Here is a 17138-nt window from a genome sequence, read left to right on the forward strand (position 1 = left end):
AATGACGCATAGACAAGCTTTGAATTTGGCGTTAATGAAAGGAAAGACTAAATATATTATAATGCCTTTAAGAGCGAAAAAACGGGAGTGGAAATGATGAAAAATATTTTGTTAGCTGTAACAGGTGGTATTGCCGCATATAAAACCATTGATTTAACGAGCAAGCTTACACAGGCAGGTTTTAATGTACGCGTTATGTTGACTGAACATGCATTACAATTTGTCACGCCACTATCGTTTCAAGCAATCAGTCGCAATGCGGTATATACCAATACATTTATTGAAGAAAATCCCGAAGAAATTCAACATATTGCATTAGGGGATTGGGCGGGTGCAATCGTTGTTGCACCTGCCACTGCCAATATTATCTCGAAATTGAGCCATGGTATTGCAGATGATATGGTCACAACAACATTGCTTGCAACGAAGACACCAAAATTTATCGCACCGGCGATGAATGTCAATATGTATGAAAATCCACGCATACAAGATAATATCAAAACTTTGACGGCTGACGGCTATCATTTTATTGAACCTGGAGAAGGATTTTTAGCATGTGGGTATGTAGCAAAAGGTCGTATGGCAGAGCCATTAGAAATCAAAAATGTTCTTGAAAGAGAGATGGCAGAGAGACCGACGTCAACAGAAGAGAATTATTTTAAAGATAAACGTGTACTGATTACGGCAGGTCCAACGGTGGAAATCATTGATCCAGTCCGTTTTGTTTCAAATCGTGCTTCAGGAAAAATGGGTTACGCGATTGCTGAAGCATTGGTATCTTTAGGTGCAAAAGTGACATTGGTATCAGGCCCAACAACATTAGACGTACCTAATGGTGTTGACTTTGTGTCAGTGACAACAGCAGATGAAATGTTTCATGCGGTAGTAGAACGCTATGAGACACAAGATATTATATTTAAATCGGCTGCTGTTTCAGATTATACGCCTGTGACGCCTTTACCTCATAAAATGAAAAAACAAGACGGCAATGTGACTGTAGAATTTAAAAGAACACAAGATATTTTGAAGTATTTAGGGGACCATAAAACAACACAAAAATTGGTTGGCTTTGCAGCAGAAACACAAAATGTAGCGCATTATGCAAAAGAAAAATTAAAAAACAAAAATGCTGATGTCATAATTGCGAATAATGTTGGAGATCAGTCAATTGGATTTAGTTCAGATGATAATGAAGTGACATTGTTCTTTAAAGAAGGTTCAAGCTACCCGATACAAAAAGGACCTAAAAAAGCACTCGCAACAAAGATTTTATCAGCGTTAGAAAGTAGTTGGCACCAATGATTGCTCAAGTTGTTGTTGATATCGCTTCAAAAAGCGTAGATAAAACTTTCGATTATCAAATTCCAAAAGATTTAGAAGCTACCATTCAACCTGGTGTACGTGTTATCGTTCCATTTGGACCTCGAAAAATACAAGGATATGTCATGAAATGTGTATCTGAAGCTGAAGCCAATTACGATTTATCTCGGCTCAAATCAATTATCGAAGTTAAAGATATTCAACCTGAACTCACTGCAGAATTAGTGCAATTAAGTGAATGGTACAGCCATTATTTTATTTCAAAGCGAATATCGATACTTGAGGCGATGTTACCGAGTGCAATTAAAGCGAAATATTCTAAAGCCTTTAAAATAAAAGACCGCACACAGCTACCAGATAGGCTAGCACAATGTTTTAATAATGATGGAATCTACTTTTATAAACAAGCACAAGCGGACGAAAATATTACTGAAATGTTGTCTTATATGAAAAAAGATGTCGTTGAGGGTGTGACGATTTTATCTCAAAACACGTCAAAGAAAACACAACGTGCAGTACGCGTGAATGATTTTGATGCAGCAGAAGCGCATTTAGAAACACTCACTAAAAGACCAAAACAATATGAATTGCTCGCTTTTTTATTAGATGAACATCATAGAGATGTAAGTTTAAAAGAACTAAAGGCAATGACTTTCTCAGAGTCAGCAATCAATACTTTAGAGAAGCAAGGTGTAATTGAAAAATATGATGCCATTGTCGAAAGAGACCCGTATGAAGGACGTATATTTGAGCAAGATCAAAAGCGTATTTTAACCTCTGAGCAACAAGCAGCTTTTGTGAAGTTAGAAGATGCTGTCACAAATCAACGTTCAGAGACGTTTTTACTGCACGGTGTTACTGGCTCAGGTAAAACAGAGGTCTATTTACAAATTATTGAGCAAGTTTTAGCGCATAATCAAGAAGCGATGATGCTTGTACCAGAGATCGCACTCACACCGCAAATGGTCATCCGCTTCAAACGTCGCTTTGGAGATGAGGTGGCAGTGCTACATTCTGGTTTATCTAAAGGAGAACGTTATGACGAGTGGCAAAAAATAAGAGACGGTCGTGCAAAAGTAAGCGTAGGGGCACGTTCAAGTGTTTTTGCGCCATTCAAAAATTTAGGTATTATTATTATTGATGAAGAGCATGAGTCTACATATAAACAAGAAGATTATCCTAGATATCATGCAAAAGATATTGCGGAATGGCGTAGTCGATATCATCATTGTCCACTTGTTCTAGGTAGCGCAACACCAAGTTTAGAAAGTTATGCAAGAGCAGAAAAAGGCGTATATACATTACTTGCCATGCCTACACGTGTAAATCAACAGCCTTTACCTGAAATCGAAATTTTAGATATGCGTGAAGAACTTGCGAATGGCAATCGCTCATTATTTTCAAATGCACTGTCAGATACGATTGAAGACCGCTTGAATAAAAAAGAACAAGTCGTACTGTTTTTAAATCGTCGGGGCTATGCCTCATTTATGTTATGTCGAGATTGTGGTCATGTGCCTCAATGTCCTAATTGTGATATCTCACTGACATACCATAAATCTTCTGATCAGTTGAAATGTCATTATTGTGGTCATCAAGAACCTGCGCCCACTCAATGTCCAAATTGTGGGAGTGAACATATTCGTCAAATGGGGACGGGGACACAGCGCGTCGAAGAAATTCTCAATCAACGCTTTCCTGAGGCGCGTATTATACGTATGGATGTTGATACTACGACTAAAAAAGGAAGTCATGAGAAGCTGTTGAAACAGTTTGGAGAAGGAAAAGGTGACATTTTATTAGGAACGCAGATGATAGCGAAAGGTTTGGATTTTCCGAATATCACATTAGTTGGTGTTTTGAATGCAGATACGATGCTTAATTTGCCTGATTTCCGCTCGAGTGAACGGACTTTCCAAATATTAACGCAAGTTGCAGGTCGTGCAGGGCGACACGATAAAAAAGGAGAAGTAATTATTCAAACTTATAATCCTGATCATTATGCCGTGTATGATGTCCAACAAAATGATTATGTCAGCTTTTATCAAAAAGAGATGCAGTATCGAAAGCTTGCTCAATATCCACCGTATTACTATCTCATCAATTTTACAATCACTCATGAAAAAATGAAGGAAGTATTGCAAGCTGCATCACATGTTCATCAAATTTTGTTACAACATCTTACAGATAAAGCTTTTGTATTAGGGCCATCACTATCAGCATTGTCACGTATCAATAACGAATATCGATTTCAAGTTTTAGTTAAATATAAAAGTGAACCTGCTTTAATCGACGCCTTACGTTATTTAGACGACTATTATCATGAAATGTTTATTAAAAAGAAATTGGCGTTAAAAATCGATATTAACCCTCATATGATGATGTAAAACGATTATTTTAAATTTTAATCCATTCAATCTTCGACTCATAAATCGCTCAGCTCTAGTAATAAGGTTTTGATTGTTAACGGTTGAGCGTATTGAATACGCATGACCAGAAAATTTTGCTGTAGCTAATGATTGCGCAATAGCACTCTGACTTCTCAATATGAAGCTTTTGAGAAGTCTAATCTGCTTTGCGAGAAGAATCACCAGCTACAAAATCTGTTTTCAGATGTCGGTCTTATTAAAATGGTACTTAAGACGACTCAAAATTTATGTTGAAAACCTGTTATGTAGTGAATAAAAGAATATACTTGAGCATGTGAAAATTGAGATGGATAAAATCGAATACATTCAATAAATCATTGGATGTTAATCATGCTTATTAAAAATAAATGGTATTTATCTATATTGATTATTATATTTATTGTAGCATTTTTGATGGCATCAAATGTTAAAGTTTTTGATTCATCATTCTGGACGACATTATTTAATGGCATTATGATTGTTAATTTTTTACTTATTTTCATAGGCGCCTTACTCAAAACAGATAATAAAAGGAATAGAATTTACTTTAAATAGGGAGTTAATTACAGGTGAATAGTTCAGTTATAATGAGTAATTAAGAAACTATGCATTTTATGTTATTCATCTTCCTCTATTAGATTGTCATCGTCAGCTTCGATATCTCCCACGTGCTCTTGTTCTTTTTCATGTTGTTCTTCCCACTCTAATTGATCTTGAATCCACTTTTCATGTGCCTTTTGTTCTTCAGGTGTTCTATAGACGCCATTATGGTCATAATCAAATGTTTCTGGTTCACGTGTTTCGTATACTGACTTTTCTTCACCGCGTTCGATACGTAATGAGCTTTCATATGCTGCTAATGCAGGTCCTTCCATTACGTTGCCTTGAGGGATAACACCGTTCGCCACCGCACTATTATAGGCTTCAATTTTTTGTTGGTCAGTATAATCGCCGTTGAGTATCTGTTCTAATGTTGCTCTATCTCTCACATTGTGTGTATCCAATTGAGTTTGTGATGTATCTTCTTGAAGTGTTGTTTTATTCTCATCCTCTTTAATATCCTCATCAGTTGTGACAACATTGGCTTGGGGCTTTTCAACTGTTTTATTTTTAGAAGTGTGTTTTTCTTCTTTAGAATAGCGTTTATGTTTAGACGTGCTTTGCTTATCGGTGTCGGGTTCGCTACAAGCTGTTAAAATCAGAAGGCTTGTAAAAATTAAAGTGAATATTTTTCTCATTAACAATCTCCTCCATAAATGATTGATAGGTGTTAACAATTGTATTCTTTTTACATTGAAACTCTACTAAACTTAAATAGGTGAACAAATAAAATCGAGTTAAGCTTTTTCGTTTGAATGCATTAAATAGTTCCAAATGACAATTTTAAAATTTATACAATGTTGTTAAACACAATATTAATATTATTCCGCGAAATATAGATTGGCGGAATCTTTTTTGATAATTTATAAACGTTTAGAAAGTTTTTAATGCTATCAAAAGTAACGATAATTTTTTCATCTTTTGTCATTAAAAAAGGTTAGATTGTTGTAGTATAAGTTAAAGTTGAGGATTGTGTTTCATTCCCATGTATCACTTCATTATTTTTGTTATGATGAAAGCGGATAGTTATCGCAATTTTTGACGTAATAAGCTATAATATAATGATAAATTTTTTATGAGGAGCTGGAGCTTCATATGATAAAAAAGATAAGAACGAATATTCATCCGAGTCTCAGAAAAAAGTCAGCCCCTGTGACGAAGTTTGACAGCCACGTTGAACGTGTTCTACAAGATCTTGAAGATACGATGTATGATGCAGGGGGACAAGCATTGGCAGCGCCTCAAATTGGTGTGGAAGAACAAATTGCACTGGTCGATATGGAGCAAGATGGTCTTTTACAATTAATTAACCCAGAAGTCATTAGTCAATCTGAAGAAAAGACGACAGAATTAGAAGGTTGTTTAAGTGTTCCTGGACGTTTTGGTGAAGTGACGAGAAGTCAAATGATTAAAGTAAAGAGTTTTGATATTAAGGGTAATGAAGTCGAGTTAACAGCGTATGATGATATCGCGCGTATGATTTTACATGTGATTGATAATTTGAACGGGATATTATTTGTAGATGTGATGGATCGTGAAATTTCTGATGCAGAATTGGAGGCATATTTAGAAGATGAGTAAAATAATTTTTATGGGCACACCTGATTTTTCAACATCAATTTTAGAAATGTTAATTGAAAAAGAAGAGGTTATTGCGGTAGTTACACAACCGGATAGACCTGTCGGACGTAAGCGTGTTTTAACCCCACCACCTGTAAAACAAGTGGCTGTTGCACATCAAATTCCTGTTTATCAACCTGAAAAGTTAGTGCATTCAGACGAATTGGAACAGTTACTAGCAATGGAGTGTGACCTCATAGTGACTGCGGCATTTGGTCAGTTATTACCTGAACAATTGTTGGAACATCCGCGTTTTGGTGCTGTAAACGTACACGCATCCTTATTACCTAAATATCGTGGCGGTGCACCCATTCATCAATCGATTATTGATGGTGAAGCTGAAACAGGTGTAACGATCATGTATATGGTCAAAAAACTAGATGCCGGTGACATTATCTCTCAACGTGCGATTCCAATTGAAGCGGAAGACAATGTAGGGACGATGCATGATAAATTGAGTCAGCTCGGTACAGAATTATTAGAAGAAACGCTTCCATCTCTGTTAAATGGTACAAATTCACGTACACCTCAAGATGAGGCACATGTATCATTCGCTTCGAATATACAACGTGAAGATGAACGCATACACTGGGATCGTGATGCATTGACAATTTATAACCATATTAGAGGTTTGTCGCCATGGCCCGTTGCATATACGCAATTTGAGGATAAAACGATGAAAATATACGCTGCTGAAATTGTAAAAAATCAAAGTGGTAAAGCGGGTCAAATTATTGAAACGACAAAAAGACAAATCATTGTCGGAACAGGCTCTGAGGACAGCATTGCGTTAACTGAAATACAGTTATCAGGAAAAAAACGGATGCCAGTGTCGCAATTCCTGAGTGGTTATCAAGAAAACCTTGTAGGAAAGGAATTTGTGTAAATGGCAACGGTACGTGAACTAAGTTTGATGACAATTGAAGCTGTCATTAAAGATGGGGCTTATAGTAACTTGAAAATGAATGAAACATTACAGTCATATGCTTTAAATCCAGCAGACCGTGCATTATACACTGAACTTGTTTATGGGACGATTAAACGAAAGCTAACTTTAGATTTCTATTTAAAACCTTTTGTTAAGACGAAAATTAAAGGCTGGGTGCGTCGACTTTTATGGATGAGTCTGTACCAACATCTCTATTTAGATAAAATTCCAACACATGCAATTATTCATGAAGCAGTGAATATTGCTAAACAACGTGGAGGGCAACAGACAGGAAACGTGGTCAATGCGATTTTAAGACAAGTGACGACGCAAAATCTTCCTGATATCGATGCGATAAAAAAGAAAGAAATACGCCTTTCTGTAAAATACAGTATTCCTGTCTGGATTATAAAACATTGGTTAACTCATTTTGGAGAAGCTGTGACGACATCTATTGCCGAAAACTTACTATTGCCCGCTGCACAAACAGTACGTGTGAATCAAACTCGAATCGCCATTGACGAGGCAAAAGAAGCTCTAGAAAAAGAAGGATTACACGTTGAAAAGGATGACCATTTGCCTGAATGTTTACATGTTTCAGGTCATGGTGTGATGCATACATCTCTTTTTAAAAAAGGTTATGTGAGTATTCAAGACAAAAGTTCAATGTTTGTTGCGCATATGTTAAACCTTCAATCAGGAGATTCGGTCTTAGATAGTTGTAGTGCACCGGGCGGTAAAGCGTGTCACATTGCGGAATTATTAAATGGGACAGGCCAGGTGTTAGCTACAGATTTGCATGACCATAAAATTACGTTAATAGAAAATAATATTCATAAGTTGGGGCTTACGCATATTAAAGCGATGCAACATGATGCAACAAAACCTTACGATCAAATGTTTGACAAGATACTGTTAGATGCGCCTTGTAGTGGTTTAGGGGTAATTCGACATAAACCAGAAATCAAGTATACGATGACACCTGAAGTTATAGATGAATTAGTGACAATTCAACTTAAGTTATTAAATAATGTTGCTCAGAATTTGAAACCAGGGGGTACACTTGTCTATTCGACTTGTACAATTGAGCAACTAGAAAATGAAAATGTAATTTATACATTTTTAAAGTCAAACCATGATTTTGAATTTGACCCTGTGATTGACCCGCGCAATGGAGAATATACAAAAACATTACAACTCTTACCGCAAGATATGAATACAGATGGTTTCTTTATCACGAGAGTAAAAAAGAAAGGATAATGGTGAATGATTACAGCTGAAAAAAAGAAGAAAAATAAATTTCTTCCTGATTTTGAAAAGCAATCGATTTATTCGTTACGATTTGATGAAATGAAGGATTGGTTAAAAGAACAAGGGCAACAAAGTTTTAGAGCAAAGCAAATATTTGAATGGTTATATGAGAAAAGAGTTAATAGTTTTGAAGAAATGACAAATCTTTCAAAAGATTTAAGACATTTATTGGACTCTCATTTTTCAATTACGACGTTACAAACCGTCGTTAAACAAGAAAGCCGAGACGGTACGATTAAGTTTTTATTTGAATTACAAGATGGGTATACAATTGAAACGGTATTAATGCGTCACGATTATGGGAATTCAGTTTGTGTCACGACACAAGTCGGTTGCCGTATAGGATGTACGTTTTGTGCTTCTACACTTGGAGGATTGAAACGAAATCTTGAGGCTGGTGAAATCGTGTCTCAAGTTTTAACTGTTCAAAAAGCATTAGATGAAACAGACGAGCGTGTCTCTTCTATTGTAATCATGGGCATAGGTGAACCTTTCGAAAACTACGATGAGATGATGGATTTCTTAAAAATTGTAAATGATGACAATGGTTTGAATATTGGTGCACGTCATATTACAGTATCCACTTCAGGTATTGTACCTAGAATTTATGACTTTGCTGATGAATCATTACAAATTAATTTCGCGGTAAGCTTGCATGCAGCAAATAACGAAATTCGTTCAAAACTAATGCCAATTAATAGAGCGTACGATGTCAACAAATTGATGGATGCTATTCAATACTATCAAGAAAAAACAAACCGTCGTATTACATTTGAATATGGTTTGTTTGGCGGTGTAAACGATCAAATCGAACATGCACGTGAACTTGCACAACTGATTAAACCGCTCAACTGTCACGTGAATTTAATTCCTGTGAACCATGTTCCTGAGAGAAATTATGTTAAAACACCGAAAGATGATATTTTTAAATTTGAAAAGGAATTAAAAAAATTAGGAATCAATGCTACAATTAGACGTGAACAAGGTTCGGATATTGATGCTGCGTGTGGACAGCTAAGAGCAAAGGAACGACAAGCGGAAACGAGGTAGAACATAATGTTAAATGCAGAATTTTTTTCAGTGACAGGGAATTTTCGTGAAAATAATGAAGATGCAGGTGGTGTGTTTTATAACAAAACAGATCAACAACTTTTAGTCATGTGTGATGGGATGGGCGGACACCAAGCAGGTGAGGTCGCATCTCAATTTGTCGTAGAAGCCTTACAAACACGATTTGAAGCAGAAAATTATATTGAGCCAGAACAAGCGGAACATTGGTTGAAACATACTTTACAAGTTGTGAATCGTGATCTATATGATACAGCACAACAAAATCCTGCTTATCAAGGTATGGGAACAACATGCGTCTGTGCGCTTGTATTTGATCATCATATCGTGGTCGCAAATGTAGGAGATTCTCGTGCTTATCTCACGAATGGAAGACGTATGGATCAAATTACGATCGATCATACATTTGTAAATCAATTGGTGATGCTAGGTGAAATAACTGAGGAAGAAGCTTTTCTACATCCAAGAAGACATATTATTACTAAAGTCATGGGTACAAATCGTTTTGTTACACCAGATATCTTTACGAAGCGAACACAATTTTATCAATATCTGATTTTAAATTCTGACGGTTTAACTGATTATGTCAAATCTCATAAAATACATGATGTTTTAAAACAAGAACAAGATATTCATGCGACAGGTCAAGCGATTCTTGATCTTGCTGTCGAACATGAAGCGAAAGATAATATCTCTTTTGTTCTTGCAGAAATTGCAGGTGAGCCTGTATGATAGGGCGTTTGATAGATGATCGCTATGAATTAACCCAAATTCTTGGCGGCGGTGGTATGTCGAATGTCTACGTTGCGATGGACACCATTTTAAATCGTAAAGTGGCAGTCAAATTGATTCATATTTTGCCGAATGAAAAACAAGCAACAGTGCAACGCTTTGAAAGAGAAGTGCAAAATACGACACGGTTATCTCATAAAAATATTGTGAGCGTACTCGATGTGGGTGAAGAAGATGATTGTTTCTTTTTAGTGATGGAATATATTGAGGGACCAACTTTGTCAGATTATATAAAAGCACATGGGCCCTTACAGCCACAAAAAGCACTACAATTTATGGAGCAAGTTTTAAGTGGCATCCGTCATGCACATGAACAAGGGATTATCCATCGGGATATTAAGCCGCAAAATATGATTATTGATCGTAATCAAACATTAAAAATTGTGGATTTTGGTATCGCCAAAGCATTAAGTGAAACAGCGATGACCCAGACGAATCACGTAGTCGGAACAGTGCAATATCTTTCACCAGAACAAGCAAAAGGTGAGAAAACGGGAGAGCGCTCTGATATTTATTCTTTAGGTATCGTTTTGTATGAAATGTTAACTGGACAGCCACCATTTAATGGCGAAACGCCTGTTAGTATTGCGATTAAGCAGATACAAGAGACGGTCCCTAATGTAAGTGATAAAAGAAGAAATGTTCCGCAAGCGTTAAGTAACGTCATTTTAAAAGCGACAGAAAAAGAGCAAAGTAATAGATATCGCTCTGTCTCAGAGATGGCGAGTGATGTCATGTCTACACTAGATCCTAGTCGTAAAAATGAACCCCTATATGAATCGGATACCTCTAAAACGAAAACAGTGCCTATCGATAAAAATGCGCTAAAAATAGAACAAGATAAACAAAAAAAATCTGTAAAAGAAACAACACAAATTCCAATCGTTCAAACAGAAAAACAAGCTGAGCCTAAACAGTCTAAGAAGGCCTCTTATTATGTGCCAACACAAAAGCGTTCTGTCCGTAAAAAAGTGGTCTTTGGTCTTATCTTAGTCCTGTTAGTTGCAAGTTTGTTTGTTTTTATGGCCGCAGCTATGATTGGCAATAAATATAGCCAAGTTCCTGATGTACTGGGTAAATCAGAACAACAAACTGAAAAGTTATTAAAAGATAACAAGCTTAAAATTGGCCACATTTCACATGAATATAGTGACCATTATGATAAAGAACGTGTTATGGCCATTAAACCGGAAGCTGGCTCAAAAGTAGAACAAAACAGTCAGGTTGATATTGTTATTTCTAAAGGCCAGCATATTGAAAAAATGCCGAATCTTATCGGTATGACTAAACGGGATGCTGAGAATAAGTTGAAGGAATTAGGCTTTAGTCATGTGACTTTTACAACAGCGTACACGCAAAATGATTTTGAAAAAGTAAGCATAGAAGCACAAAGTATTACACCAGGTGAAAATGTTGTCGTTACTAAAGATGCAGTACAGCTTACCGAGTCACTTGGAAAGCGACAAATCTATGTTGATGATTACACAAATCAAGATTACGATAAGGTCAAACAAGAGCTAGAAGACAAAGGTTTAAATGTTGAAATAGAAAAAGAACGTGCAGATAATCATGTGAAAGAAAATCATATCATTAATCACACACCTAAAAAGACGAACGTCGATGAAGGAGACACTGTAAGATTTATCGTCTCTACCGGCAAAGAAGATGATGATGACAGTGAGGATAAAGCAGATCGTGATTCTAAAACTGTGCGGGAGAAACCTTATTCTGAAAATGTGACAATTCCATATAGTGGTAAAAACAAAAAAGCACAAAAAGTAGAAGTGTATATCCAAGATAAAAATAATGATAGCGATTCACCGGCTGAAACTTTCACTATTTCTAAAAGTATTTCTTATCCTTTAAATTTAACGATACCTAAAGATGATTCAGGTCATTATGAAATTAAAGTAGATGGGAAAACGGTTGACAGAAAAACAATTCATTACGATGATTTATAACTAATCAATACGCCATATGATTCAAATGTTGTTTAAGCATTCGAAACCATATGGCGTATTCTCATATTCTATATATTTAATATAGAGATGATGGATTCGTTCCGCACTTTATAATGTCTTTGTGTGCTTGGCTTTGATATAATAACTAAGGAATCTAAAGGAAAAAATGAGGTGTGAATTTGAAAACAGGTAGAATTATCAGATCATTAAGTGGTGTTTATCGAGTCGATGTTGAAGGTGAAATATATGATGCAAAAGCACGAGGGCTTTTTAGAAAAAAACAAATTTCGCCGATTGTTGGTGATATTGTCGACATCGATATTGAAACCCATTCATCAGGCTATATTCAGCATGTACATCCTCGGAAGAATGAATTAAAACGCCCACCTGTGAGTAATATTGACTTGTTGATTGTTGTGATGAGCGCGGTGTCACCCAATTTTTCAAGTCAACTCTTAGATCGTTTTCTCGTCATCGGACATTCATATGGTCTACATCCTAACATCTTAATTACTAAAAAAGATCTTGCGTCTAAAGATGAGCAAATTAAAATTCAAGCCACATTAGATTATTATGAGAAAATAGGTTATCAAACACAATTTATTGGTAAAGATGACGATGTGAAGCGTGTCTTTAAAGATTGGGCGCCTGGTTTGGCTGTATTGAGCGGTCAGTCTGGTGTAGGGAAATCAACGCTTCTAAATCGCTATGCGCCAGATTTAGCGTTGGCAACGAATGAAATATCACAATCTTTAAATAGAGGTAAGCATACAACAAGACATGTCGAATTATATAAGCGTGAAAATGGGCATATCGCTGATACACCAGGATTTAGCGCTTTAGATTTTGAACATATCGAAAAGGAAGAGCTTCGAGACTATTTTATCGATATCGCACAATTGGGTGAACTTTGTAAGTTTAGAAACTGTTACCATATTAATGAACCCAAATGTCATGTCAAAGAGAAAGTAGCACAAAATGAGCTACCTGAATTCCGTTATCAGCATTATGTTCAACTTTTTAATGAAATTTCTAATCGAAAGGTAAGGTACTAATGACAAAAATATTTCCTTCTTTATTATCGGCAGATTTTCTGAACTTAAAACAGGAAATGATTGAACTTGAGCGTGCAGGGGTAGATGCGCTGCATTTTGATGTGATGGACGGTCAATTCGTTCCAAATATTTCAATTGGTTTTCCAATTCTTGAAGCTGTCCGATCTGCGACATCTTTACCGATTGACGTTCATTTAATGATTAATAACCCAGAGCAGTATATTGATACTTTTATCGATAAAGGTGCAAATAAACTGTCTGTACATTATGAAGCTACACCGCATATCCACAGAATTATTCAAAGAATTAAAAATAGAGGGGTTGAAGCGGGTGTTGTCATTAATCCAGGTACACCCATCAGTGCTTTAGACACGCTTTTAGATGAAGTGGATTATGTTCTGATTATGTCCGTAAACCCTGGATTTGGTGGCCAAAAATTTATTCCATCATCATTAAGAAAGATAGCGCAATTAAAAGAACAAAGAAAACAACGTGAACTTGATTTTAAAATTGAAGTTGATGGTGGTGTCAATGCCGAAACAGCAGCTCAAGTGATTGAAGCGGGTGCGGATTGGTTAGTGGCTGGTTCTTATTTCTTTAATCAACAAAATTATCAGCAAGCCACACAAATTTTAAAAGGTGAGGCATAGCCCATGACAAAAAGCATCTGTTTGTTATGTAGTTCTCGTACTTTACCTGAAAAACTATTAGAACACCATCATGATCAAGAGTGGGCGGGTGTTGATAGAGGCACACTTCTTTTACTTCAACATCAAATCACACCTGTTTTTGCGGTAGGTGATTTTGATTCGATTTCATCTTCTGAACGTGAATGGATTAAATCGCATATTGCAATTGAACCTGTGCCTGCAGAAAAAGCAGATACAGATTTAGCGCTAGCGGTTCACCAAGCAGTTGCTTTAGGTTACGATGACATTCAAATCTATGGCGCTACAGGTGGACGACTAGATCACTTTATGGGCGCAATGGCATTGCTCCAAAATCCAGATTTTGTAAACAAGAAAATAGTAATAATTGATAAAATGAATGAGATTGAATATTTAACAGAGGGTCGCTACACAATCGAGAATAATGAAAGTTTTAAATATGTATCTTTTCCTTTAGGTGCAGATCAGGTGAAGTTATCTTTAAAAGGTTTTAAGTATGAATTAGATGAAGTGACTTTACAACGCGGATCCACACTGACGATTTCAAATGAATTTATAGAGGATAAGGGCGAAGTGATTGTTCATGAAGGGGCGGTTTTTCTTATGAGAAGCCGTGACGAATAAAAATTAAAGCAACAAAAAAACGAGTCTTCCACATAAAGACTCGTTTTATTTTAATCTATTTTGTTAATTATACGCGAGTGACTTTACCTGATTTTAAAGCACGAGCTGAAACCCAAACTTTTTTAGGTTTACCATCAACAAGGATTCTAACTTTTTGTAAATTAGCATTCCAACGACGTTTTGAAGCGTTTAACGCGTGTGAACGGTTGTTTCCTGTTGAAGCTTTACGTCCTGTAACGAAACATTCTTTACCCATCATCGTACCTCCTTTAAGAAATACAAATACACTTTGCTACTACATACTAACGTAATATACCACATTAAACATTGACATGCAATATTAAATTAGGGTATATTTTCAGATATTACTTTTTGTAGTGGTCGATTTCTGATATAATTTACTGTTGTGATTAAACGTTGTTTGCTAAGAATGACGAACAAGGAACATCTCCATTGGCATAAGACTTGTATGTATAGTAATATAAGGTTTACTAGAAATTGATTTTCTTTACATTTTGTTCATGTAAGTTTTGAAAATTAAAAAATGGATGATGACATAAAGCGGACTGATTGAGAATAGGAGGCGTATGATATGGCATTAGAAATTACGAATGATTATGGTAGTATTGACATTTCAAACGAAGTGATAGCATCTATTGTAGGCGGAAAAGCTGTAGAATGTTACGGTATTGTGGGTATGGCATCTCGTCAGCAAGTGAGAGATGGTATTGCAGAAATTCTCGGACATGAAAATTATGCTAAAGGTATTGTTGTGAGAGAAAATGAAGGCGTATTAGATGTTGATATGCATATCATTGTCAGCTATGGCGTTAAAATCTCAGAAGTTGCGCAAAATGTGCAATCAACAGTGAAATATACTTTAGAGCATACATTAAAACTAAAAGTAAACTCTGTGAATATTTTTGTACAGGGCGTACGTTTTAATAATGACGGGAATGACAAATAGGAGGATATTTGCATGATTACTAAGATCAACGGCAATTTATTTGCCGAAATGATTATACAAGGGGCTCAAAACTTATCGAATAATGCGGATATGGTTGACGCGTTAAATGTTTATCCAGTACCTGACGGGGACACAGGGACAAATATGAACTTATCTATGACTTCAGGGCGCGAAGAAGTTCAAAGTCATCTTACAAGTCATATCGGTGACTTAGGGAAAGCTTTTTCAAAAGGTTTGTTGATGGGCGCACGTGGTAATTCAGGTGTGATTTTATCGCAAATTTTTAGAGGTTTTTCTAAAGCATTAGAAGATGAAAAAGATATCGATGCTAAGCAGTTTGCGCACAGTTTTGACGCCGGTGTTAAAACAGCGTATAAGGCAGTGATGAAACCGGTTGAAGGAACAATTTTAACTGTTGCGAAAGATGCAGCACAAGCAGCAATCGATGTAGCTGAAGAAACAGAAGACTGTTTGGAAATGATGACGCGCGTTTATGAGGCTGCGCAAAAATCACTTGAAAATACACCGAATCTTTTACCTGTCTTAAAGGAAGTCGGTGTTGTTGACAGTGGTGGTAAAGGATTAACGCTTGTTTATGAAGGTTTCTTAAAAGCAATGAAAGGTGAAAAAGTAGAAGCGCATGCACCTAAAGTGGATACAGAAACTTTCTTTAATGATGAACATGATTTTCACGGTGTCATTAACACAGAAGATATTGTTTACGGTTACTGTACTGAAATGATGGTCCGCTTTCAACCTGGCAAAGAAAAATTTGATGAAACGACTTTCCGTTCAGATATGAGTGGATTTGGTGATTCTTTACTTGTGATTAGTGACGATGAAATTGTTAAAGTTCATGTTCACACTGAGACGCCAGGCGAAGTATTCACGTTCGGTCAAAAATACGGTGAATTAATTAAAGTTAAAGCTGAAAATATGCGCGAACAACATCGTGAGGTATTACGTAAAGAAGCATCGAATGAAAGTACAAAACAAAAGCAAGAACCTGCTCAAAATGTTGAAACGGCAATCGTTACGATTTCTATGGGCGAGGGCATTACGGAATTATTTAAATCCATGGGTGCAACACATGTCATTAGTGGTGGTCAAACGATGAATCCGTCTACGGAAGATATCGTCAATGTGATTAATGAAAGTGGTTGCAAACGTGCAATTATCTTGCCGAATAATAAAAATATACAAATGGCCAGTCAACAAGCAGCTGAAATTGTTGACGTAGAAGCTGTTGTCATTCCAACGCGTACTGTGCCTCAAGGTATTGTAGCTATGTTCCATTATGATGAAAGTGTTGAACTTGATGAAAATGAAACTGCGATGACTGCGGCTTTAGAAAATGTGAAGTCTGGTTCAATTACATATGCTGTTCGAGATACAAAAATTGATGGCATTAAAATTGAAAAAGATGCATATATGGGATTAGTGGAAGATAAAATCATTGCGAGTGATCGTGATGAACAACAAGTCGTTCAAAAAACTTTGGAAACAATGTTGGATGAAGATAGTGAAATTCTAACGATTATTACTGGTGATGAAGCAAATTCAGAAACAACTGAATGGATTGAATCATTTGTTGAAACACATTTTGAAGATGTTGAGATTGAAGTTCAAAATGGTCAACAACCTATTTATCCTTATTTGTTTGCCGTCGAATAAACCATGGATTCAGTAGCTCAGTGTGCGGTCTTTTATGCTTGACTTAGGGCGCTGATATCTATGTTGAAGAGGCGCAATGAAATAGATGGATTACTTTCATATGTGATTACGCCTCATAGGGGTGAAATAGTCATTTCTTGTT

The 17138-nt window shown here is 36.2% G+C and carries 15 protein-coding genes; 13 read left to right on the forward strand and 2 right to left on the reverse strand.

Features of this window, described 5'->3' with window-relative positions; translation table 11 throughout:
- Window positions 1-96 precede the first annotated feature (96 nt).
- Complete coding sequence (gene coaBC / locus HMPREF1208_RS02945) at window positions 97-1302, forward strand: bifunctional phosphopantothenoylcysteine decarboxylase/phosphopantothenate--cysteine ligase CoaBC (RefSeq protein WP_037559104.1); 1206 nt, start codon at window positions 97-99, stop codon at window positions 1300-1302.
- Window positions 1299-3707, forward strand: a complete 2409-nt coding sequence (gene priA, locus HMPREF1208_RS02950) for a primosomal protein N' (RefSeq protein WP_016424861.1) — start codon at window positions 1299-1301, stop codon at window positions 3705-3707. The genes coaBC and priA overlap by 4 nt, the downstream gene beginning before the upstream one ends.
- Before the next feature lie 638 nt (window positions 3708-4345).
- Here priA and HMPREF1208_RS02960 read toward each other — a convergent pair.
- Window positions 4346-4966, reverse strand: a complete 621-nt coding sequence (locus HMPREF1208_RS02960; RefSeq protein ID WP_016424863.1) for a hypothetical protein — start codon at window positions 4964-4966, stop codon at window positions 4346-4348.
- 457 nt (window positions 4967-5423) lie between these two features.
- Here HMPREF1208_RS02960 and def point away from each other — a divergent pair, with 457 nt between their 5' ends.
- From def to HMPREF1208_RS03005, 9 genes are all read left to right on the forward strand, one after another.
- Complete coding sequence (gene def / locus HMPREF1208_RS02965; protein WP_016424864.1) at window positions 5424-5909, forward strand: peptide deformylase; 486 nt, start codon at window positions 5424-5426, stop codon at window positions 5907-5909.
- Window positions 5902-6834: a methionyl-tRNA formyltransferase gene (gene fmt / locus HMPREF1208_RS02970; RefSeq protein WP_016424865.1), complete on the forward strand. Its 933-nt coding sequence runs from the start codon at window positions 5902-5904 to the stop codon at window positions 6832-6834. The genes def and fmt overlap by 8 nt, the downstream gene beginning before the upstream one ends.
- Window positions 6835-8136, forward strand: a complete 1302-nt coding sequence (gene rsmB, locus HMPREF1208_RS02975) for a 16S rRNA (cytosine(967)-C(5))-methyltransferase RsmB (RefSeq protein ID WP_016424866.1) — start codon at window positions 6835-6837, stop codon at window positions 8134-8136. It abuts the gene before it with no gap.
- A gap of 6 nt (window positions 8137-8142) precedes the next feature.
- The gene (rlmN, locus tag HMPREF1208_RS02980; RefSeq protein WP_016424867.1) at window positions 8143-9237 is read left to right on the forward strand and encodes a 23S rRNA (adenine(2503)-C(2))-methyltransferase RlmN; all 1095 of its coding nucleotides are present in this window, start codon (window positions 8143-8145) and stop codon (window positions 9235-9237) included.
- Between the two features lie 6 nt (window positions 9238-9243).
- Window positions 9244-9987 (forward strand): Stp1/IreP family PP2C-type Ser/Thr phosphatase, encoded by a 744-nt coding sequence (locus HMPREF1208_RS02985; RefSeq protein WP_016424868.1) that lies wholly within the window; start codon window positions 9244-9246, stop codon window positions 9985-9987.
- Window positions 9984-12008, forward strand: a complete 2025-nt coding sequence (pknB, locus tag HMPREF1208_RS02990; protein ID WP_016424869.1) for a Stk1 family PASTA domain-containing Ser/Thr kinase — start codon at window positions 9984-9986, stop codon at window positions 12006-12008. Before HMPREF1208_RS02985 ends, pknB begins: the two co-directional genes overlap by 4 nt.
- A 179-nt stretch (window positions 12009-12187) precedes the next feature.
- Complete coding sequence (gene rsgA / locus HMPREF1208_RS02995) at window positions 12188-13063, forward strand: ribosome small subunit-dependent GTPase A (protein ID WP_016424870.1); 876 nt, start codon at window positions 12188-12190, stop codon at window positions 13061-13063.
- A complete protein-coding gene (gene rpe / locus HMPREF1208_RS03000) occupies window positions 13063-13713 on the forward strand; it encodes a ribulose-phosphate 3-epimerase (protein ID WP_016424871.1) in 651 nt (216 codons plus the stop codon). The genes rsgA and rpe overlap by 1 nt, the downstream gene beginning before the upstream one ends.
- A 3-nt stretch (window positions 13714-13716) precedes the next feature.
- Window positions 13717-14355, forward strand: a complete 639-nt coding sequence (locus tag HMPREF1208_RS03005; RefSeq protein WP_016424872.1) for a thiamine diphosphokinase — start codon at window positions 13717-13719, stop codon at window positions 14353-14355.
- Window positions 14356-14422: 67 nt separating this feature from the next.
- Here the strand turns inward: HMPREF1208_RS03005 and rpmB are convergent, their stop codons facing one another.
- Window positions 14423-14611: a 50S ribosomal protein L28 gene (gene rpmB, locus HMPREF1208_RS03010; protein ID WP_016424873.1), complete on the reverse strand. Its 189-nt coding sequence runs from the start codon at window positions 14609-14611 to the stop codon at window positions 14423-14425.
- 336 nt (window positions 14612-14947) lie between these two features.
- Here rpmB and HMPREF1208_RS03015 point away from each other — a divergent pair, with 336 nt between their 5' ends.
- Both HMPREF1208_RS03015 and fakA read left to right on the forward strand, forming a co-directional pair.
- A complete protein-coding gene (locus HMPREF1208_RS03015; protein ID WP_016424874.1) occupies window positions 14948-15322 on the forward strand; it encodes an Asp23/Gls24 family envelope stress response protein in 375 nt (124 codons plus the stop codon).
- Window positions 15323-15334: 12 nt separating this feature from the next.
- Window positions 15335-16996 carry a fatty acid kinase catalytic subunit FakA gene (gene fakA / locus HMPREF1208_RS03020; protein WP_016424875.1) on the forward strand — a complete coding sequence of 554 codons (1662 nt, stop codon included), beginning with the start codon at window positions 15335-15337 and terminating at the stop codon, window positions 16994-16996.
- Window positions 16997-17138: the final 142 nt, after the last annotated feature.

Source organism: Staphylococcus sp. HGB0015, assembly GCF_000411275.1.
GTDB lineage: Bacteria > Bacillota > Bacilli > Staphylococcales > Staphylococcaceae > Staphylococcus > Staphylococcus schleiferi.

Bases quoted from the DNA above. Each gene is read 5' to 3' on its own strand.
- coaBC (WP_037559104.1), top strand. From the start codon at position 97: ATGAAAAATATTTTGTTAGCTGTAACAGGTGGTATTGCCGCATATAAA.
- priA (WP_016424861.1), top strand. From the start codon at position 1,299: ATGATTGCTCAAGTTGTTGTTGATATCGCTTCAAAAAGCGTAGATAAA.
- HMPREF1208_RS02960 (WP_016424863.1), bottom strand. From the start codon at position 4,966: ATGAGAAAAATATTCACTTTAATTTTTACAAGCCTTCTGATTTTAACA.
- def (WP_016424864.1), top strand. From the start codon at position 5,424: ATGATAAAAAAGATAAGAACGAATATTCATCCGAGTCTCAGAAAAAAG.
- fmt (WP_016424865.1), top strand. From the start codon at position 5,902: ATGAGTAAAATAATTTTTATGGGCACACCTGATTTTTCAACATCAATT.
- rsmB (WP_016424866.1), top strand. From the start codon at position 6,835: ATGGCAACGGTACGTGAACTAAGTTTGATGACAATTGAAGCTGTCATT.
- rlmN (WP_016424867.1), top strand. From the start codon at position 8,143: ATGATTACAGCTGAAAAAAAGAAGAAAAATAAATTTCTTCCTGATTTT.
- HMPREF1208_RS02985 (WP_016424868.1), top strand. From the start codon at position 9,244: ATGTTAAATGCAGAATTTTTTTCAGTGACAGGGAATTTTCGTGAAAAT.
- pknB (WP_016424869.1), top strand. From the start codon at position 9,984: ATGATAGGGCGTTTGATAGATGATCGCTATGAATTAACCCAAATTCTT.
- rpe (WP_016424871.1), top strand. From the start codon at position 13,063: ATGACAAAAATATTTCCTTCTTTATTATCGGCAGATTTTCTGAACTTA.
- HMPREF1208_RS03005 (WP_016424872.1), top strand. From the start codon at position 13,717: ATGACAAAAAGCATCTGTTTGTTATGTAGTTCTCGTACTTTACCTGAA.
- rpmB (WP_016424873.1), bottom strand. From the start codon at position 14,611: ATGGGTAAAGAATGTTTCGTTACAGGACGTAAAGCTTCAACAGGAAAC.
- HMPREF1208_RS03015 (WP_016424874.1), top strand. From the start codon at position 14,948: ATGGCATTAGAAATTACGAATGATTATGGTAGTATTGACATTTCAAAC.
- fakA (WP_016424875.1), top strand. From the start codon at position 15,335: ATGATTACTAAGATCAACGGCAATTTATTTGCCGAAATGATTATACAA.